Origin of the sequence: Blautia hansenii (assembly GCF_013304445.1) — a bacterium.
Classification (GTDB): domain Bacteria; phylum Bacillota; class Clostridia; order Lachnospirales; family Lachnospiraceae; genus Blautia.
Window position 1 is genome coordinate 45,212 of sequence record NZ_JAAITA010000007.1, and the last position, 20,789, is coordinate 66,000.

Consider the following 20,789-nt stretch of genomic DNA (forward strand, 5'->3'; position numbering starts at 1 on the left):
AGGGAGAAAATTCCTGATATCAGCTTGATATGGCATTCTTTTTCGATTATTTTAGAAAAGTAATTTCAACGGTAAACAAGTCTGCGTCTGTCAGCACCTCCAGCCGTCCGCCCTGGAGCTCTGTGAAGCTCTTGGCAATAGCCAGGCCCAGTCCGCTGCCTTCTGTGTTTCTGGAAGAATCTCCCCGGACGAACCGCTCGGTAATCTCGCTGGGATTAAAGTTCAGCTCTGTTGCAGAAATATTCTTCATAATAATTTTTACATGATTTTCTGTGTTTTCCATGTTGACGTATACCCTGGTGCCGGGCATGGCGTACTTGGTAATGTTTACCAGAAGATTTTCAAAAACCCGGTAAGTGCGCTGGCTGTCCAGCGGGAGAATCACTTTTTCTTCCGGAAGCTGCCACCGGAATACCAAATCCGTAGCGTCAATTTTGTCCTGCAGTTCCAGTTTGACCTGACGCAGAAGACTGACAATATCAATGTCCATAATGTTTAAGGTAACGGTCTTGCTGGTGGCCTTGCTGATTTCAAACAAATCTTCAATCAGAATTTTCAGCCGGTTGGCTTTCTGGTCCAGAATCTGAATGTAGCGTTTCCGTTCTTCCTCCGGCAAATCCTCCTGTTTCAGCAAATCCACATAAGTGATAATGGCCGTCAGAGGGGTTTTTAAATCGTGGGAGACATTGGTAATCAAATCTGTTTTCATCTTTGTGCTTTTCACCTCTTCGTCAACAGCTTTGGAAAATCCTGTCTGAATCTTGGAGATTTCCTCACGGAAAGGCTCGAATACCCCTAAGTCCTCGGGAATGGTACCGTTTAAGTTTCCTTTTGCCAGTTCATTGGTGGCTTCCAGGAGAAGCTGGTACTGGTCCTGGATTCTTCGCAGGTACTTCCGCAGCAGGAAGAACAGGGCAATGGAATAGACCACCAGTGCGCCGATTCCGAAGAACCACATCAAGCTGATAAAGCCCAGGATAATAAAGTTAATCAGCACGATTTTCAGTAGAGCACGGTTGCTGTCATCCTTTAAGTTTATATGAAGGAGTCCGTCATAAGTATTCCGGCAGAGCTTGCACAGCCAGGGCCAGATACGGTAAATCAGTACCCGTTTTTTGATATAGCGTTTCAGTCCCATGGTAAGCATGGTACGCAGGCAGCCTACAGTCCAGTAAACTACAGCAAAGAGGGCAATCCAGCCAAAGAGTCCCCAGGTGTATTGCAGAATAGTTGCCGGAAGTTCCGGTGTGCCGATGCTGGTAAGCACATTGTAAATGGCCTGTGTATTCAGCGCAGAAGGGTCTGTGAGAATGGATTCTGCGATACTGATGGCACAGATACCTGTTACAAAGATAATTTCAAAAGGCGTATGGAAGATTTTTTCTTCTCCTGTCTGCAGCGGCTGAACAAAAGGAAGCAGAAGAGCGCCCAGAGCGACAAAACCGGCCAGAGCCAGGCACAGAACCAGCAAATCGCCATTGTAAGAGCCTGTTTCCAGATAATAAGAGTAATCGCTTTCCAGGAAATCGGGAAGCACGGCGTTGATCATAGCGAAGCAGTAAATGCGGCTCTGCGGTTTCTGGAAGGTACGGCGGAAATTGTAGTAATCGCTGAATTCCTCTGTGGGATTCTGTTTGGCAATCTCATTTAACATCTGAGATTCTGCGCCTTTTTGCTGAGACAGGAAGGAAGTAGACTTTACAGTGCCGTTTTCGTTGTATTCCACAATAGCGGCAAAGGCATATTCAGAATCCTCGTCTAAGACACCGCGCGTCCGCATATTGGAAAGCGCCGTATAGAGAGAATTTTTCTCCTCCGTGCTGCCACGGTTGGTGTCGATAATATCCTTGCTTTCTCCGTCCAGTACGTCGTATTCCAGATAAGTACGAAGATGAGAAAAATCAGACTGCCAATCGTTGTATTTTTCTTCCATGTCGTAAACTACAGAGTCGATGTCCGTGTAATCCTGAGAGTCCGTAGTCTCCGATGAGGTACTTTCTGCAGTCTTTGTCTCTCCGGTAGAGAAGAACATGTCGTAAGCGCTTAACGTATTGTTGTTTTTGCTCTGCAGTTCTTCCCCGTAGAGCACATAGCAGTTTTCTACCAGTTGGTTTAGCAGGCCGGACTCTGTAAAAGACAGGTTCTCCTGTTTGTTTTGCTGCCGAATATAATGGGGCCGTATAATCATCATGGCCAGAGACGGCAGCAGAATAACCAGCGCCACGATAACTTCTGTCAGTTTATGATAATTTTTCAATTTTGTATCCAACTCCCCACACCACCTTTAAATATTTTGGTTCCTTCGGATTAATCTCAATCTTTTCGCGGATATTCCGGACATGCACCATAACGGTTTCTGTGTTAATGGCTCTTTCATTCCATACCCGCTCATAAATTTCATCAGCTGAGAATACTCTTCCGGGATTTTTGATAAGCAACAGAAGAATTTTAAATTCCATGGGTGTCATCTTGACAGGCGCGTCATCCACACGGACTTCAAAGGTATTTTCATTGACCTCCAGACCGCCCATGGTGTAGACCGTTTCCGTGCGTTCCTGCTCTTTTGCCTGGAGTTTTTCCATAAACCGCCGGTAGCGGCGCATCTGGGAATTGACTCTGGCCATAAGCTCCATAGGAGTAAAGGGTTTGGTGACATAATCGTCTGCGCCGATGTTCAGCCCCATAACTTTATCTACTTCTTCAGATTTGGCAGAGAGCATAATCACCGGAAAATCGTGTTTTTCCCGCAGCTTCATAGTCATGGTAATACCGTCCATGCGGGGCATCATAATATCCACAATGGCCAGATGAATTTCTTCCTTTTCCAGTACTTCAAGACCTTTCATGCCGTCTTCTGCCATAAAGACCTCATATCCCTGGCTCTTTAAGTAAATGGCAACGCCCTCCCGTATGTCTTTGTCATCTTCTACAATTAAAATGTGATTCATATCCATGGTTTTCTCCTGTTCCTCTGTCTATGCTACAGATAATAAAGTACAAATTGAAAAAGTGGTGTGTAAAAAAGCAAAAGAATTTCTAAAGAAAACCCTCGCAGAAAACTCAAGAAAGAAGAGGAGTCTGCGAAGGCAAAAAAATACTGTTATTTGTCAAAAAACTCTTTGATTTTATCCAGGCGTGTGGTCATGCTTCCCAGCATGGCGTCCAAAATCACCAGTGCAGCCATGGATTCCACTACGACTACAGCTCTGGGAACAATAATGGGGTCATGGCGGCCTTTAATACGGATTTCGATTTCCTCCCCCTGGCGGTTGACGGTTTCCTGTGGTGCGGCAATGGAAGGGGTGGGTTTAAAAGCTGCCCTGAAAAGAATGGGGGCTCCGTCGCTGATACCTCCGGTAATGCCGCCGGAGTGGTTGGTTTTCTTCATAATCTGCCCCTCTGTGTCCATGCGGTAGGCATCGTTGTTTTCCAGTCCGGTCAGGCGGGCTGCTTCCATGCCTTCGCCGATTTCAAAGCCTTTCACAGCCCCGATGGAAAACATGGCTTTTGCAAGGGCAGCGTCCAGCTTTTCAAAGGCAGGTTCTCCGATTCCGGCAGGAACGCCGGTGATTTCACATTCCACCATACCGCCGGAGGAGTTGGTTTCCCGCATACATTTGTCCAGATACTCCTGTGCCGCCTGAGCTGCCTGTGTGTCCGGCATGTACAGGGCATTGTTTGAAATCTCTTCTTTGGAGAAATTGGCCCGGTTAATCTGTACGGGACCAATGGAATAGGTATAGGCGGAAACCGTGATTCCCAGTTCTTTTAACAGCTTTGCGGCAATGGCCCCTGCGGCCACACGTCCAATGGTTTCCCGGCCGGAGGAACGTCCGCCGCCTCTGTAATCCCGGAAACCGTATTTGCGGTCATAGTTTAAATCTGCATGACCGGGACGGTAGCAGTTGGCAATTTCGCTGTAGTCATGAGAGCGCTGGTCCGTGTTTGCCACCATAAGGGAAATGGGATGCCCTGTGGTTTTTCCCTCAAAGACGCCGGAAAGGATTTCCACCTGGTCGGCTTCCTTTCGCTTGGTGGTGAAACGGGACTGTCCAGGTTTTCTCCGGTCTAAAAAGGCCTGAATGTCCTCCTCGCAAAGAGAAAGTCCGGCAGGGCAGCCGTCTACCACAACACCGATACCTCTGCCGTGGGACTCCCCCCATGTTGTAATGCGGAAAATGTTTCCAAATGTTGAACCGTACATAACCTTACCTCCCATTTCCATTTATAAGTTGAATACCGTGTATGCAACAATCGCCGCAATGGCCTGAATCAGCAGAATTGCCGGCAGTCCTACGGCGAATTTTCTGTGCTGTGTCTTATGTCTGAAGATACGCATACCGCAGATGGCGCCCAGAGAACCGCCGCAGACGGCAATTCCCAGCAGGGTTTTCTCTGAAATTCGCCACTGATGAAGTTTGGCTTTCTGCTTGTCTATACCGAAGCAGAGAAAGGCCAGCAGATTCACAGCTATGAGATACATCACAATATTTTTCACAATCAAAAATTACACTCCTTTGTAACTGTTCCCCGCCACATCCGGAAGGGTGATTTCCCCTGCCAGATTGCGGTAGAACATTTCCTCTATTTTTTTGCGCTCCCAGTGTTTGCCCAGAATCCACATAACTTTGGTAACCACGGCTTCTGTGCTCATGTCATAAGCCTGGAACACACCGGCATCCAGCGCGATTTTTCCTGTTTCGTAGAGAGAAAGATTGCTGCCCTCGTAAGGACACTGGCTTTTCACTACTACAATCATTCCTTTCTGAATGACGTCTTTTAAGTCGTCAATGACCTCAGAAGACAGGGTGGGAATTCCGCCCATGCCAAAGGCCTCAATAATCAGCCCCCGGTAGCCCTGTTCATACAGAAGCTGAAAAATTTTTCCGTCAAAGCCGGGTACTAATTTAATAAGAAAGACTTTTTCTTCCAGTTTGGTTTCCAGAGTACATTTGCCTCTTGGTCCCGGTATATAAGAGCGCCGCAAATCCAGCCCCCAGGAATTTACCTCGCCCACATAGGGATAATTAATGCTTTCAAAGGCATGAAAACTGGTAGTGCGTACCTTTGAAGCCCTGGTTCCCAGAATCACCTTGCGGTTAAAGGCAAGGAAAATACCGGGCATGCCGCTTCCGGCCATGTGAATGGCGCAGCGGCAGTTTTCCACTGCGTCTGCCAGTGGATTTAAAATAGAAAGCTGGCTTCCGGTAATGACTATGGGAATGGGGATATTCGGCAGCATGAAGGACAGTGCGGAAGAGGTATATGCCATGGTATCCGTCCCGTGGAAAATCACAATGCCGTCATAAGTCATATACTGCTCGTAAATCGTTTTTGCCATGGCCTGCCAGTTGGAAGGCTGGATATTGGCGCTGTCCAACTGGAACAGTTCCAGAAAATCCACGTCGTACAAATCCGTAATATCGGAAATGTAGGAGAGGATATCCTTGCTGGAAAGTCCCGGCACCAGTCCTTTTTCGTCCTGCACACAGGCCAGGGTTCCGCCTGTGGTAATAATGAGAATTTTCTTTTTCATCCTTTATTTCCCTGCTTCCCACCGTCCCGAAGCGCCGCAGGGCAGTACCAGTCCGCTCTGGGTTACGGGAAGTCCGATTTCCTGTGAATCCACGGTTCCGTTGAATTTCTTTAATTCCGTTGCCAACATGTAGGTCAATACTGCAGGAGCAAGTCCTGTGGTGTAGGAGTTGACAAGGAAGAACAGCGGGTTGTCAGAGAGAATCTGGGTACACAGCTGAATGAGCGGGTGAATGGCATCTTCAATTTTCCAGATTTCTCCTTTTGGTCCTCTGCCGTAAGACGGCGGGTCCATGATAATGGCGTCGTATTTGTTTCCTCTGCGGATTTCCCGCTCTACAAATTTTACGCAGTCGTCCACCAGCCAGCGGATGGGGGCGTCTTTTAAGCCGGAAGACACGGCATTTTCCTTTGCCCAGGCAACCATTCCCTTGGAAGCGTCCACATGAGTGACAGAAGCGCCGGCTGCAGCCGCAGCCAGGGTGGCGCCTCCGGTGTAGGCAAAGAGGTTTAATACTTTGATGGGGCGTCCGGCTGTACGGATTTTTTCAGAAAACCAATCCCAGTTGGCTGCCTGTTCCGGGAAAAGTCCGGTGTGCTTGAAGCTGAAAGGCTTTAAGTTAAAGGTCAGACTTTTGTACTGGATGGTCCACTGTTCCGGTAAGTCGAAGAATTCCCATTCGCCGCCTCCCTTTTTGCTGCGGTGGTAGTGGCCGTTCATTTTTTTCCAGCCTTTGTGTGTCTTAGGAGTGTCCCAGATAACCTGAGGGTCCGGACGCACCAGAAGATAATCTCCCCAGCGTTCCAGTTTTTCCCCTTTTGAAGTATCTATAATTTCATAATCTTTCCATTGATTGGCAATCCACATATTAGAATCCTTTCTGCTGAACTATCGTTCGTTTATAGCCAGTATGTGATTTTTATTAAAATAAAGCATATTCAGTATAACAGAAGGAAGGAAAGCAGGCAACCGGGGAATGGTATTTTAGAGCGGTATTTTGGAGAGCGGAGCAGGGAAACAGAAAGATGGAATCTGGAAAACAAATTTCGGCAGAAAAGAAGAGGTCGTTGCGTATGGCATAGGGCTTCTTGTTTTTCTCGAAAAACAGTGGAAATGCGGGAATGCCTATGTTACAATGAGACAACGAAAATATCAGGTGTGCCCGATAATCGGAAGACTGCCGGAAAAGGTTCTTGAAGAAAGAGCCTTTTCGGCAGTCTTTTTCTGTTTTTAAGAAGGGGCTGCCAGGGAAATGGAGCACAGTATGTATTTAATGGTTGATAATTACGATTCTTTTGTGTATAACCTTGCCTGTTATCTGGAAGAATGTGGAGAACGGGTAGAATTGGTGCGAAATGATAAGATTTCAGCAAAAGAGATAGAAGGTATGCTGAAAACCGGGGCTTTGGAAGGGGTGGTAATTTCTCCCGGTCCCAAAAGTCCAAAGGATTGTGGAAACTGTAAGGAAATTGTGGAAAAGCTGGCTGGAAAAGTCCCCATTCTGGGGATATGTCTGGGGCACCAGATTATCGGTCACGTATTCGGGGCAGAAGTGGAGAAAGGGGAAAGGCCCATGCATGGAAAAGTCAGCACGATTGAGACGAACCAGAAAGGCTTGTTTGGGGGGCTTCCAAAGACCTATGAAGTCACCCGGTATCATTCTCTGGTAGTCAGCAGTGAAAACTTTCCGGCTGCTTTAGAGGTGGATGCCCGCACAGAGGACGGGGTGATTATGGGACTGCATCACCGGGAATTTCCAATCTACGGCGTACAGTTTCATCCGGAAGCCGTATTAACCCAATACGGTCATGAATTGTTGGAGAATTTTGTAAAAATAAGTAAGGAGTGGTGGGGAGCGCATGAAAACAAAGGTTTATAAGCTGAATTTTTACCGGAAGGCAGAGGATATTTTTGAGTGTTACAAGGAAGAAAATATGGCGATTTTTCTGGATTCTTCCCTGGAAAACCAACTGGGGCAGTATTCCGTTATCGGTCTGAATCCGTATCTGATTTTAAAAGAAGAAGACGGCACTTTTTATGAAAATGGGAAGCCTCAGAAGGGTACACTGGAGACTGCTTTAAAGGGATATCTGGAAAAATACCGGGAGGAAAATTCCACACATCTGCCGCTGGTTTCCGGGGCATTGGGGTATTTTTCCTATGATTACGGCAGGAAATTTGAGCAGATAGAAAGCCGCCACGAAAAGAAGCTGGATATCCCGGAGGCTTTGTTTGTGTTCTATGACTTCCTTATTATAGAGGACAAGCAGGAGAAAACTTTGTATCTCACGGCCAGAGGCGAGACAGAAGATGCAGATCAGGGCATTTGCCGTCTGGAGGCGGAAATACGAAGTTGTACTCCCGCCGTGAAACCGGCAAAACACAGTCAGCTTGCTGCCTTTTCTCCGAACTTTACAAAAGAAGACTATAAGCAGGCCATTGACCGAATGATTTCCTATATCATAGAGGGAGACATTTACATTGCCAATATGACCCAGCAGCTGACGGTGGACAGTCAAAAAGAGCCTTACGAAGTGTACCGCTATCTGCGGACGCACAATCCCGCACCCTTTGGGGGATTTTTTCAATGCGGGGATTTCCAGGTGGTCAGCGCTTCGCCGGAGCGGTTCATGCAGGTGAAAGACGGACAAATCGAAACACGTCCCATTAAGGGAACCAGAAAGCGGGGAGAGACGCCCCGGGAAGATGCCAGTCTGAAAGAAGAACTGAAAAATTCTGCCAAGGACCGCAGCGAACTGCTGATGATTGTGGACTTGGAGAGAAATGATTTGAACCATGTGTGCCAGTCGGGCAGCGTGCAGGTGACGGAACACTTTGCAGTGGAAACTTATGCCACAGTCTTTCATCTGGTTACAACCATTGTGGGAAAATTAAAGGAGGGACTCGGCGCGGCAGATTCTATTCCCGCAGCTTTTCCCGGCGGTTCCATTACCGGAGCGCCCAAAATCCGAGCCATGGAAATTATTGACGAACTGGAGCATGACCGACGCAACCTTTACACCGGTTCTATGGGATATTTTTCTTTTGACGGAAACTGCGATTTGAATATTGTCATCCGCACAGCTATTCATAAGGACAACCGATATTATCTGGGAGTGGGAGGCGGTATTACCTGCGAATCGGATTTGGAATTTGAATACGAAGAAACTTTGCAGAAAGCAAGGGCAGTATTGGAAGCACTTTGGGAGGAAGCATAGATGTTTACAGCAGATGAGGGATATTATTTTGGCCTGGGGGCATTTGAAACCATAGCCGTAGAAGAGGGAAAACCTGTTTTTCTGGAAGAGCATTACCAGCGTCTTTTGCAGGCTTTGCAGTTTTTTGAATTGCAGGTGGATTTTGAAAAAATTCAGCAAAAGGTGCAGGAAGCCCTTGGGGAAGAGCCGGTGAAAATCGGGAGAAAGGTGCTGAAAATCACGGTTTCCCAGAAAAATATAGTAGTGAGCACAAGGGAAAATACTTATAGGGAGGAGGACTACAGGCAGGGATTTACCGCAGCATACGCAAAAATCCGCAGAAATGAAACCTCCCCGCTGACGTATCACAAAACGCTAAATTACGGAGACTGTATTCTGGAAAAACGCAGGGCAAAAGCCCAGGGAATTCAGGAACCTGTCTTTTTGAATACCAGAGGCGAAATCGCAGAGGGGGCTGTCTCCAATGTGTTTTTCGTCAAAGACGGACAAATCATGGCGCCGCCCCTGTCCTGTGGTATGCTGCCGGGGATTCTGCGGCAGTATTTGTATCAGAACTACGAAATCCATGAGCGGATAATTTTGCCCGGGCAGGTGCCGGAGTTTCAGGAAATGTTTGTGACGAACTCTTTGCTTGGAATTATGCCCGTGAGACAGATGGAGGATTTTGTATTTCCAAGTATGGAGACGGGGCGGAGGTTGAGGGAAGAGTACCGCAGCCGCTATGTTCTCTAGGAACTGGGAAACCATGTATATCCCACATACCCCCTGCATACATTGAGTTAGAGATTTTGTCCTTGCAGGAGGTACGGCATGTACGAAACTTTAACGCCCAAAGAACTGTGCAAAGCCCTGCACACAGATGAAAAAAACGGTTTGTCCGGAGCGGAAGCAGAGAAGCGCCTCCAGCGGGATGGCCAAAATGTGCTGAAAAAAGCCAAAGAGCAGACCGTATGGGATATGATACAGGAACAGATAAACGACCCCATGATTTTCATTCTCTTCATTGCTGCTTCCATTTCCATACTGCTGCGGGAATTCAGCGATACGGGAATTATCCTGGCAGTCATTGCCTTAAATACCACGGTAGGAGTCATACAGGAAGGGAAAGCCAGGAAAGCCATGGAGGCGCTGAAAAAGATGACAGCGCCCTCTGCCATTGTCAAAAGAGACGGCGTGTATCAGAAAATTCCTGCCGCCCGGCTGGTAAAAGGAGACGTGGTACAGCTAAAAGCCGGAAATCAGGTGCCCGCAGACCTTCGCCTTTTGCAGGTACAAGGGCTCTCCGTGAATGAATCTGCCCTTACAGGAGAATCCCTGCCGGTTGCAAAGACAGCGGCAGCCATGAGACCGGACCTTCCGGCTGCAGAGAAGCGAAACATGGTTTATATGTCCTGTGAAATTATGAAAGGCAGTGGAGAAGGCATTGTGACGGCCACGGGCATGGACACGGAACTGGGCAAAATTGCGGGTATGATTAACGAGGTTACCGGAGAACTGACGCCGCTGCAGAAACGACTGGGTGACCTGGGGAAACTGCTGAGCATTGTGGCAGTGGTTCTGTGTGCGGCGCTGTTTCTTTTGGGGCTGGTGCAGCACAGAAATCTCCTGCAAATGCTTCTCCTTGCCATTTCCCTTGCTGTGGCGGCCATTCCTGAAGGTCTGCCTGCGGTGGTTACCATTGTTCTGGCGCTGGGAGTGGCCCGCATGGTAAAGGTGAATACCATTATCCGCAAGCTGCCCGCAGTGGAAACATTGGGTTCCGTAGGTGTGGTGTGTTCAGATAAAACAGGAACCCTGACGGAAAATAAGATGAAAGTTACGGCTCTTTATGCCAATGATATCATTCTGCCTTTGTCCAGAGTGCGGAAACGGGAATTTCCCAGACTGTTGGAAGGCTTTCTTCTATGTAATAACAGTATGCTGGGAGAACAGGAAATCGGTGATGCCACAGAACTGGCGCTTCTGCATATGGGGAAAGAACTGGGCTATGACCGGGAACGCCTTTTGCAGCAATATCCCCGAACTTTTGAAATCCCTTTTGATTCCGAAAAAAAATATATGGCAAGCGTACACAGAACGGGCGGCTATGAAACGGTTTATGTCAAAGGCGCCTGCGACTATATTCTGGAGAAATGCGCCTTTGTGGAACTGCGGGATGGGACAGAGCCAATGACCCAGGCAAGAAGAATGAAAATCCGTATGGCAATGGAAAGTATGGCAAGAGACGGACTTCGGGTGCTGGCTCTGGCCTATCGTGAACGGGTTTTGGAAAAGACAGAAAAAGGACTTGCCGGAAATCTGATTTTTGCAGGAATGGCAGGTATGATTGACCCGCCCAGAAAGGAAACGGCCCAGTCCGTGAAGACGTTGAAGCAGGCAGGAGTACAGGTCGCCATGATTACCGGAGATTACAAGGACACAGCCTTTGCCATAGCCCGGAAGACGGGAATTGCCCAATCTATGGACCAGTGCATTACGGGACAGGAACTGGATGAAATGACCGAAGAGGAATTTGCCGCAAAAATGAAAAATATCCGTGTCTTTGCCAGAGTAACCCCTGCCCATAAGGTAAAAATTGTACAGAGATTCCGAAGAGGAGGAGAAATCGTAGCCATGACCGGGGATGGCGTCAATGATGCGCCTTCTCTCCAGGCGGCGGATATCGGGATTGCCATGGGAAAAAGCGGCACGGACGTGGCAAAAAACGCCGCAGACATGATACTGACGGACGACAATTTTTCTACCATAGAAAAGGCCATGGAAGAGGGACGGAGCATTTATGTAAACATTAAAAAATCCATTCTCTTTCTGCTGTCCTCCAATTTTGGGGAAATTATTACCATGTTTGCCGCAGTTTGCCTGGGACTGCCTACGCCCCTGAAAGCCTGCCACATTCTCTGGGTCAATCTGATTACAGATTCGCTCCCGGCCCTGGCTCTTGGCGTGGACAAAAACGATGCCAAAGCCCTGATGGAAGAAAGTCCCCGAAATCCCCAGGAAGGGCTTTTTGCTCATGGCGGCTGGCTGTTTACTGTGTTTTACGGATTTCTCATAGCGGGCATTACCCTGTATGCCTTTTACAAAGGAGGGCAGACCTATGCCTTTACTGTGCTTGGAGTTTCCCAGCTTTTCCATGCCATTGGCATGAGAGATAAGAATAAATCCATTTTTTCCATGAATCATCTGGAAAATCCCTTTATGATTCTTGCATTCTGCCTGGGGCTGGCGCTCCAGCTTATGGTGACGGAAATTCCCTGCTTCGTGCAGGCCTTTGGAACCGTGCGCCTGTCCTGGGGGCAGTGGCAATTTCTTCTGGGACTCTCCGCAGTACCGCTTCTGATGCATGAACTTCTGCTGATTCCCGGGAAATGCCTTTCGGGGCGAAAAGCGGGCAAGGACTGAAAAACGTTGCTAATACTTTATTATCCTAAATAAAATGCAGGCGTAAGTACAAAAAATTGCATATATAAAAAGTTGGCAAGGCATTTATTGGGTGGAATACGACAAAAATGCAGGAAGTGCTTGACACAAAGTCATATATTGGCATACAATAGGAAGCAACGAATGAAAATAAAATGCCGGGAGGAGAGCCATGACATCTTACAGAGAACTTAGTCAGGAACAGTTGCAGGCCATGAAAGCCGATTTAGAAATGCAGTTTGAAGAAGTGAAAGCAAAAGGATTAAACCTTGATATGTCCAGAGGAAAACCGTCCAAGCAGCAGTTAGAGCTTGCCATGGATATGCTGGAAGAACTGAAAAGCACCGATAAGCTGAAATGCGAAGCAGGAATTGACTGCCGTAACTACGGACTTTTGGACGGAATACCGGAAGCAAGACGCCTGTTAGGTGAAATGACAGAAGTACCCCCCGAAAACATTATTATTTTCGGAAATTCCAGTCTGAACGTGATGTTTGACACCATTTCCCGCTCCATGACTCATGGTGTATGCGGAAGCACTCCTTGGTGCAAGCTGGATAAGGTGAAATTTCTCTGTCCGGTCCCTGGATATGACCGTCACTTCCGTATTACGGAATACTTTGGAATTGAAATGATTAACGTGCCTATGACACCGGAAGGTCCGGATATGGATATGGTAGAAGAACTGGTAAGCACAGACCCGGCTATTAAGGGAATCTGGTGTGTGCCGAAATATTCCAATCCGCAGGGATATACCTATTCCACAGACACAGTGAAGCGGTTTGCAAGGCTGAAACCGGCAGCAGAAGACTTCCGTATCTTCTGGGATAATGCATACTGTATTCACCATTTATATGACGACAAACAGGACTTCCTTCTGGAACTTCTGTATGAATGTGAAAAAGCAGGAAATCCGGATATGGTTTACAAATTTGTTTCCACATCCAAAGTCAGCTTCCCGGGTTCCGGTATTGCGGCGGTAGCTGCTTCTCAGAGAAACCTGGATGATTTCCGGAAACATATGTCTGTGCAGACCATTGGACACGACAAGATTAACCAGCTTCGTCATGTGCGCTTTTTCGGCGGCATTGTAGGTATGCACAAGCACATGAAAAAACATGCGGAAATTCTCCGTCCTAAATTTGAAATCGTAGAGCATACACTGGAGAAAGAACTGCAGGGAGCAGAAATCGGTACCTGGACCGCTCCGAGAGGCGGATATTTTATCTCCTTTGAGTCCATGGACGGCTGTGCGAAGAAGATTATTGCAAAGGCAGCGGAAGCAGGCGTGAAGATGACAGACGCAGGAGCTACGTATCCGTACGGAAACGACCCTCATGACAGCAATATTCGTATTGCGCCAAGTTTCCCGACTGTGGAAGAGTTGAAGCTGGCTACAGAAATTTTTGTGCTCAGCGTGAAACTGGTGAGCATTGAGAAGATTTTAGAAGAGATGGCGGCATAAAGAGAAGAGAGCAGCAGAGAAGAACCCCCCCGTGAGTTTGTACCTCATGGGGGCTTTTCCTTAACTCCAATGTATTGCACAGTCCACCAGATGATAAGTAATAATAAGACCAATCAGGAATTTCAGCACTCTTCATATTGGTATATCCGGAAAAATGTGTTATACTGAAACGCACAGAAAGAAATAAGGGGTAGATAAATATGGCAAAAAAGAAAACAAAGAAACGCAACTATAAAAAAGCCAAGAAAATCGTGCTGGGTATTCTGATTGCCTATATTGTAGTGCTGGCAGTTGTTTACGCAGGCGGAGTGTTCTATTATTCCGGGCACTTTTATCCCGGCTCTAAGATTAACGGGCTAGACAGCGCCGGAAAGACTGTAGAAGAGGTGGAACGTGATATAGAAGGCCAGATTGCCTCCTATGAATTGGTAATTCAGGAGCGGGAGGACAAGACGGAAAGTATTACAGCATCCCAAATCCGGATGAAATACGAAAATGACGGCACTGTGAAAAAATTGAAAAAGCAGCAGAATCCATTTACCTGGTTTTTGTCCTTTGCACATCAAAAGGATTATACCATGTCAGCAGCAACTTCTTACAGTGAAGAGGCGCTGAACCAGGCTGTAGAAGCTCTGGATTGCATGCAGGACGCCAATATGGTGAAGCCTGTGGACGCACATCTGGAAGTTACGGAAAACGGCTATGAAATCATTCCGGAAACCCAGGGTACAGAACTTGACAAGGATAAGGTGAAGGAAGCTGTCAAAAATGCCATTGAAAGCGGCGCACAGGAGGTTAATCTGGACGAAGCAGGCTGCTATACAAGCCCTTCTGTTCTAAGTACAGATGAAAACCTGGCAAAAGAGAGAAACCAGGGAAATGCATTCCTGAATGTAACGGTGACTGTGGATTTTGCAGACCGTCAGGAAGTTATCAATAAAGATGTAATGAAAGACTGGCTCACAACAGATGACAGCGGAAATGTAACATTAGATGAAGCCAAGGTGAAGGAATATGTGCAGCAGTTGAAATATAAGTACGATACCTTCGGAAGTTCCCGTCAGTTTAAGACAGCTACGGGAGAGACCATTACCGTATCGGGAGGGGATTACGGCTGGCTTATTGCACCTAATGACACTACTGCGAAAATTATCGAAGCAATCAAAAGCGGACAGTCCCAGACCATTGAGCCGGAATACACTTATACCGGCTACCACAGAGAGACAGATGAAATCGGCAATACCTATGTAGAAATCAGTCTCTCCAAGCAGCATATGTGGTTCTTTAAGGACGGACAGCTTCTGGTAGATACCGATGTGGTAACCGGAAATCACAACAAGGGATGGGATACCCATACCGGTGTATACGCCATTATGTACAAAGAGCGTGACGCAACTCTGGTAGGAGAAGACTACAGTTCTCCGGTAAAATACTGGATGCCGTTCTATGCCAATACGGGTATTCATGACGCAAGCTGGAGAAGCAGCTTCGGCGGTTCGGAGTATCTGAACAATGGTTCCCACGGTTGTGTGAATACACCGCCTGCCAATGCAGAAAAGATTTTCAATAACATTGAAAAAGGGGTTCCCGTAGTGGTATATTGAGATAGTATGCAAGCATAAGAAAAATCCAATCAAAGGAGTTTGAGATATGAAGATAGTAGTTTTAGCAGGAGGAAACAGTACAGAGAGAGAGGTTTCCATTGCATCGGGACAGGGAATCTGCAAAGCCTTGAGAGAGAGAAATCACCGTGCCATTATGATTGACCCGTATTTCGGCAGAGAGACGCTGGAGGAAGATTTATTTCCGGCAGAATATGACATAGAAAAAGAAGCAGAGCAAATGCGCAGAAACAGCGCCGGACTGGAAGCAACCATGAAATCCCGCAGAGGCTTTTTTGGCCCCAATGTACTGTCGGTATGTGAAAAAGCAGACATTGTATTTCTGGCTCTTCATGGTTCCAACGGAGAGGATGGAAAGGTGCAGTCTGTGTTGGACTTAATGGGTATTAAATACACAGGCTCGAATCCTTTAAGCAGCGGCATGGCCATGGACAAAGGCATTACGAAAATGGTATTTGAAGCCAAAGGTGTTCCTACACCAAAGGGAACCACTCTGGAAAAGGGAGACAACAGCCGTCTTACTGACTACGGCATGGAGTTTCCGGTGGTTGTGAAACCGTGCTGCGGTGGTTCCAGTGTAGGCGTATTTATTGTAAAGAATGAGTCAGAGTATGCCCAGGCTCTTTTAGAAGCTTTTTCCTATGAGGATAAGGTGGTTGTAGAGCAGTATATTACAGGAAGAGAATTTTCTGTGGCCGTTGTGGACGGCAAGGCCTATCCGGTTATCGAAATCGCACCTCTGCAGGGCTTTTACGATTATAAAAATAAATATCAGGCAGGCTCCTGCGTGGAAACCTGTCCGGCGGAAATTTCTGCGTCACTGACAAAGGAAATGCAGCGTTATGCGGAACAGGGCTATGAAGCACTGAAACTGCAGGCCTACGCCAGACTGGACTTTATTATGGACGAAGAGGGAAATATGTACTGTCTGGAAGCGAATACTCTGCCGGGGATGACACCTACCAGCCTGATTCCTCAGGAAGCGAAAGTCATTGGAATGAATTATCCTCAGTTGTGCGAAAAACTCATTGAGGTTTCTCTGAAAAAATATCAGTAAGGGGGCATAAGCCATGAAAAATCTCACGTTAGAGCACATCGCAGAAGCCTGCGGCGGCATTTACCGGGGAACAGAGGAGCAGAAAAAAGAGGAAGTTACCTGTATCTTTACGGACAGCAGAAAAGCAGAAAAGGGCGGTCTTTTCGTACCCATTAAAGGAGCCAGAGCGGACGGACACGCTTTCATTGAGCAGGTCATGAAGCAGGGAGCCCTGGCCACATTGTCAGAAAAGGATTTGGGAGAGCAGCCCTATCCCTATATTCAGGTGAAGTCTTCCCTTACCGCAGTGAAAGACATTGCAGAATATTATCTGAAACAGCTTTCTGTTCCCGTTGTGGGAATTACGGGAAGCGTGGGAAAGACCAGCACAAAGGAAATGATTGCAGCCGTTCTTTCTCAGAAATACAATACACTGAAGACCCAGGGGAATTTTAACAATGAGCTGGGACTTCCACTGACGGTATTCCGACTGCGGGATGAGCATGAAATGGCAGTGCTGGAAATGGGTATCAGCGATTTTGGAGAAATGCACCGGCTGGCGAAGATTGCCAGACCGGATACTTGCGTGATTACCAACATTGGTCTGTGTCATCTGGAATTTCTCAAATCCAGAGACGGTATTTTAAAGGCCAAGACGGAAATTTTTGATTATCTGCGGGAAGACGGTCACATTCTTTTAAACGGAGATGACGATAAACTGGTAACCGTACAGGAAGTAAAAGGGATTCAGCCGGTATTTTTCGGGATTGAGAATCACCAGGGTATCTGGGCAGATGAAATCAAGCCGGAAGGTTTGAAGGGCATTTCCTGCCGGATTCATGCAGGTGAGGACAGTTTTGCCGTGCTCATTCCGATTCCCGGTCATCATATGGTTTACAATGCCCTTGCAGGAACAGCCGTGGGTCTGACCTATGGTTTAACCTTGGAGGAAATCAAGGCAGGAATTGAAAGTCTGCAGCCGGTCAGCGGAAGATTTCACATTATGGAAACCGACCGTTATACAGTGATAGACGACTGTTATAATGCAAATCCGGTTTCCATGCGGGCGTCTCTGGATGTACTGGCAGACGCTTTGGGCAGGAAAGTGGCGCTGCTGGGCGACATGGGAGAACTGGGGGCTGATGAAGTGGAAATGCACCGGGAGGTAGGCGAATACGCGGTGTCCAAAGACATTGATGTGCTGCTTTGCGTAGGTGATTTGTCTGCCCATATGGCCAATGCGGCGAAGGCGAAAGCGCCGGATAAAGAAGTGCTGCACTTTGCAGATAAAGAAGCCTTGCTGGCGCAGCTTTTCCAGATTCTAAAAAAGGGAGATACCATTCTGGTAAAGGCATCTCATTTTATGGAATTCGGTAAGCTGGTGGAAGCGCTGTCAGAGAAAACGGTTTGAAAATTTCCCTGATACAAAGTTGGATAGAAGAATTTACAAGAAGAATATTTATGTCTTTTCCATGCAGTGGTATGTTGGAGGCATAGATATTCTTTTTTTATAAAAATACATTGCGTTATGATAAATACTTTGTAATTCTTGCGAAATGCTTTGTTTTCTGTTATAATTTCAGGAGCGTGCATGGCTGTATGGCTATGGAAGATACTATAATATAAGGAGGACATGATATATGCTGAATGATATTTTAAGTGCAGTAAATGACTTTATGTATACCTATCTGTTATTGTTTCTGTTGGTAGGAACGGGCATTTACTTTACGGTTCGTACGCGTTTTGTACAGGTAAGGCTTCTGAAGGAGTCCTTTCGTGTATTAAAGGAAAAGGCAGGAGAAGAAAATGGGAAGAAACAGGTTTCTTCTTTTCAGGCTCTGATGATTTCCACAGCTTCCCGGGTGGGAACGGGAAATATTGCCGGAATTGCTACTGCTATAGCAGCGGGAGGCGCAGGTGCAGTGTTCTGGATGTGGCTTATGGCTGTAATCGGAGGCGCGTCTGCATTTGTTGAAAGTACCCTGGCACAGGTTTATAAGGTAAAGGATAAAGATGAATTTCGAGGGGGCCCTTCTTACTACATGGAAAAGGCTCTGGGAAAACGGTGGGTTGGCATTCTGTTTTCCATCCTGTTGATTATCTGTTTTGCCTATGGATTTAATGGGCTGCAGTCCTTTAACATGTCATCCTCTCTGGAATATTACATTCCGGGATACAGCGATACCATTTATCCAATGATAGTAGGACTCGTTCTTGCAGCAGGTACAGCTTTTGTTATTTTCGGAGGCGTACACAGAATCGGCTTTATTACATCTGTGCTTGTGCCTATTATGGCAGGTACTTATCTGCTTATCGGACTTGTTACGATTTTAATGAATCTTACGGAACTGCCTCATGTGTTTTCCATGATTCTGTCTCAGGCCTTTGATTTGCAGGCTTTTGCAGGAGGAATGGCCGGAAGCGCAGTGGTTATCGGTATTAAGAGAGGTCTTTTTTCTAATGAAGCGGGTATGGGAAGTGCGCCCAATGCTTCTGCGAGCGCGTCTGTCAGCCATCCGGCGAAACAGGGAATGGTGCAGGTTCTGTCTGTTTTCATTGATACACTGCTGATTTGCTCTGCTACGGCTATGATGGTGATTCTTTCAGGTGTGCAGGGAGAACCTGGTGTATTGGATGGCATTCCTTTTGTACAGAAAGCCATTTCTGCAAATGTGGGAACCTGGGGCATTCATTTTATTACACTTTCTATTTTTGCCTTTGCCTTCAGCAGTTTGATTGGAAATTATTACTATGCAGAGTCCAATATTCTGTTTATTAAGAACAATAAGACTTTGCTTCTGATTTTCAGAATTAGCTGTCTGGTGGCAGTATTTCTGGGAGCCCAGGCAGATTTCTCCATGATGTGGAATATTGCGGATATTACTATGGGCTGCATGGCTACTGTGAATATTCTGGTAATACTGATTCTGGGAAATACGGCTGTGAAGGTATTAAAGGACTACGAGAAACAGAGAAAAGAAGGAAAAGAGCCTGTATTTAAGGCAAAAGATGTAGGGATTGAGCATACGGACTGCTGGTAAAAACCCTATTTTATAAAGAATGAGCAACTGCCCTGCAGCGGCATATTTTCAGGAAAAGCTTTGTTCTGAAATGTGCTGCTGCAGGGCAGTTTTTTATTCTGTCAAACCACGGTTCTTTTTCAGTGTTTCCAGAATGATATTCTGAGTATATGCACCCAGATGTTTTTTGTCTTCTTTGTCCAACTGGTCCGGATACACAGGATTGCAGTATTCCACGACGACCTTGCAAGGCTTGATTTTCGGGAAATGGGACTCGAAAATTTCTGCAGAATTGCTAATGGCAATGGGCACAATAGGACAACCTGCTTTGGTGGCAATTTTGAAACTTCCGTCATGAAAAGGCAGCAGTTCCAGTTCATCCTTTCCTTTGTTGCGGGTTCCTTCCGGGAAAATGCAGATGGAAATCCCGCTTTTTACTTTCTCAATAGCGGTAAGAATCGTTTTCATTCCGGCTTTAATGTCCTGTCTGTCCAGAAACAGGCAGTGCAGATAACGCATCCAGATAGAAAGCAGAGGGATAGGCTCCATTTCTTTTTTGGCCACATAGCCGGTCAAATCCGGGCAGAGCACATAGGTCAGCAGAATATCAAAGAAACTTCTGTGGTTTCCGATATAGAGTACCGCCTGGTCTTTCGGGATATTTTCGTGTCCGATAACGGTGATGTCAGCGCCGGTTACCTTTAAGATAAAGCGAAATACCGCCTGGATGATGCGCAGGGAACTGATGTCCTTGGCACGTTTGTTAAATTTTCCGATGACCCATTCCACCAGAAGGATAGGAATGGATAAAACCAGGTATCCGATGACACAGATACATACAAGAATAAATCGCAACATGATAAGTACCTTTTCCTTTTTGATAATGTAATGTTAAGAATATTTTGTGAAATACTTTTATTATAATGAATGCGCAAGGGATATGCAAGGGAAAACACCATATGTGGCAGCCTGTATTTGTTTTTTCTGTTATATTTTCTCTCTGCCCCGCATACATTTAGGATAAGGCTAGTAAAGTGAAGGCGGCAAATCATGGGAAAAAGGACAGCAGGGCTTTTGTTACTGGTGCTGTTTTCCTGCTTTTTGTATGGCTGCAGTATTGAAAAAGTAAGGGCAGGGGACGGAATAAAGCCGGAATATACGGTGATGAAAGAGGCGGATTTTCCGGAAAAGGTGAAGGAACTGATTGCCAAGAATCAGGAAACAGAATTTCAGATGACCTATCAGGACGCGGGCTATCTCTATCTGCTGAAGGGATACGGAAAGCAGGAAACCGGTGGATACAGTATACAGATTGAGGATTTGTCTCTCTGGGAAAATGCCATTCACCTGCAGACGGTGCTTATAGGCCCCAAGGACGGGGAAGAACTGAAAGAAGAGCCTTCGTATCCTTGTCTGGTGGTGAAGATGAAATACCGGGAAGAACCGGTCATATTTGAATAGAAAAGGGGTTA

17 protein-coding genes are annotated in these 20,789 nt (G+C 46.6%); 10 read left to right on the plus strand and 7 right to left on the minus strand.

Annotated elements, in window-relative coordinates; genetic code table 11:
- Window positions 1-46 precede the first annotated feature (46 nt).
- From G5A70_RS07380 to G5A70_RS07405, 6 genes are all read right to left on the minus strand, one after another.
- On the minus strand, window positions 47-2,269 hold the full coding sequence (locus G5A70_RS07380) for a sensor histidine kinase (RefSeq protein WP_173749018.1): 2,223 nt from the start codon (window positions 2,267-2,269) through the stop codon (window positions 47-49).
- Entirely contained in the window at window positions 2,241-2,954 is a 714-nt protein-coding gene (locus G5A70_RS07385; RefSeq protein WP_173749019.1) for a response regulator transcription factor, read from the minus strand. The genes G5A70_RS07380 and G5A70_RS07385 overlap by 29 nt, the downstream gene beginning before the upstream one ends.
- A 146-nt stretch (window positions 2,955-3,100) precedes the next feature.
- The gene (aroC, locus tag G5A70_RS07390; protein ID WP_173749020.1) at window positions 3,101-4,204 is read right to left on the minus strand and encodes a chorismate synthase; all 1,104 of its coding nucleotides are present in this window, start codon (window positions 4,202-4,204) and stop codon (window positions 3,101-3,103) included.
- 21 nt (window positions 4,205-4,225) lie between these two features.
- Window positions 4,226-4,498, minus strand: coding sequence for a DUF1294 domain-containing protein (locus G5A70_RS07395; protein ID WP_330489572.1), 273 nt, complete (start codon window positions 4,496-4,498; stop codon window positions 4,226-4,228).
- A gap of 9 nt (window positions 4,499-4,507) precedes the next feature.
- The gene (locus G5A70_RS07400; RefSeq protein WP_173749021.1) at window positions 4,508-5,536 is read right to left on the minus strand and encodes an asparaginase; all 1,029 of its coding nucleotides are present in this window, start codon (window positions 5,534-5,536) and stop codon (window positions 4,508-4,510) included.
- Window positions 5,537-5,539: 3 nt separating this feature from the next.
- Complete coding sequence (locus G5A70_RS07405) at window positions 5,540-6,403, minus strand: class I SAM-dependent methyltransferase (protein ID WP_173749022.1); 864 nt, start codon at window positions 6,401-6,403, stop codon at window positions 5,540-5,542.
- Window positions 6,404-6,800: 397 nt separating this feature from the next.
- Between G5A70_RS07405 and G5A70_RS07410 the strand changes: the two genes are divergently transcribed.
- The 9 genes from G5A70_RS07410 (at window position 6,801) to G5A70_RS07450 (ending at window position 19,338) form a co-directional block, all read left to right on the plus strand.
- Window positions 6,801-7,415 (plus strand): anthranilate synthase component II, encoded by a 615-nt coding sequence (locus G5A70_RS07410; RefSeq protein WP_173749023.1) that lies wholly within the window; start codon window positions 6,801-6,803, stop codon window positions 7,413-7,415.
- Window positions 7,396-8,754 (plus strand): aminodeoxychorismate synthase component I, encoded by a 1,359-nt coding sequence (pabB, locus tag G5A70_RS07415; protein WP_173749024.1) that lies wholly within the window; start codon window positions 7,396-7,398, stop codon window positions 8,752-8,754. The genes G5A70_RS07410 and pabB overlap by 20 nt, the downstream gene beginning before the upstream one ends.
- Window positions 8,755-9,486, plus strand: coding sequence for an aminotransferase class IV (locus tag G5A70_RS07420; RefSeq protein WP_173749025.1), 732 nt, complete (start codon window positions 8,755-8,757; stop codon window positions 9,484-9,486).
- Window positions 9,487-9,564: 78 nt separating this feature from the next.
- Window positions 9,565-12,156 carry a cation-translocating P-type ATPase gene (locus G5A70_RS07425; RefSeq protein WP_173749026.1) on the plus strand — a complete coding sequence of 864 codons (2,592 nt, stop codon included), beginning with the start codon at window positions 9,565-9,567 and terminating at the stop codon, window positions 12,154-12,156.
- Between the two features lie 190 nt (window positions 12,157-12,346).
- Complete coding sequence (locus G5A70_RS07430) at window positions 12,347-13,639, plus strand: aminotransferase class I/II-fold pyridoxal phosphate-dependent enzyme (protein WP_173749027.1); 1,293 nt, start codon at window positions 12,347-12,349, stop codon at window positions 13,637-13,639.
- A gap of 200 nt (window positions 13,640-13,839) precedes the next feature.
- Window positions 13,840-15,243 (plus strand): L,D-transpeptidase family protein, encoded by a 1,404-nt coding sequence (locus G5A70_RS07435; protein WP_173749028.1) that lies wholly within the window; start codon window positions 13,840-13,842, stop codon window positions 15,241-15,243.
- Between the two features lie 46 nt (window positions 15,244-15,289).
- Entirely contained in the window at window positions 15,290-16,318 is a 1,029-nt protein-coding gene (locus G5A70_RS07440; protein WP_173749029.1) for a D-alanine--D-alanine ligase family protein, read from the plus strand.
- A gap of 13 nt (window positions 16,319-16,331) precedes the next feature.
- Window positions 16,332-17,708, plus strand: coding sequence for a UDP-N-acetylmuramoyl-tripeptide--D-alanyl-D-alanine ligase (locus tag G5A70_RS07445; RefSeq protein WP_173749030.1), 1,377 nt, complete (start codon window positions 16,332-16,334; stop codon window positions 17,706-17,708).
- 229 nt (window positions 17,709-17,937) lie between these two features.
- Window positions 17,938-19,338: an alanine/glycine:cation symporter family protein gene (locus G5A70_RS07450; protein ID WP_173749031.1), complete on the plus strand. Its 1,401-nt coding sequence runs from the start codon at window positions 17,938-17,940 to the stop codon at window positions 19,336-19,338.
- A gap of 93 nt (window positions 19,339-19,431) precedes the next feature.
- Here the strand turns inward: G5A70_RS07450 and G5A70_RS07455 are convergent, their stop codons facing one another.
- Window positions 19,432-20,175, minus strand: coding sequence for a lysophospholipid acyltransferase family protein (locus tag G5A70_RS07455; RefSeq protein ID WP_173749032.1), 744 nt, complete (start codon window positions 20,173-20,175; stop codon window positions 19,432-19,434).
- Between the two features lie 192 nt (window positions 20,176-20,367).
- On the opposite strand from G5A70_RS07455, the gene G5A70_RS07460 reads away from it, so the two are divergent.
- The gene (locus tag G5A70_RS07460) at window positions 20,368-20,778 is read left to right on the plus strand and encodes a protease complex subunit PrcB family protein (RefSeq protein ID WP_173749033.1); all 411 of its coding nucleotides are present in this window, start codon (window positions 20,368-20,370) and stop codon (window positions 20,776-20,778) included.
- The last annotated feature ends 11 nt before the right edge of the window (window positions 20,779-20,789 follow it).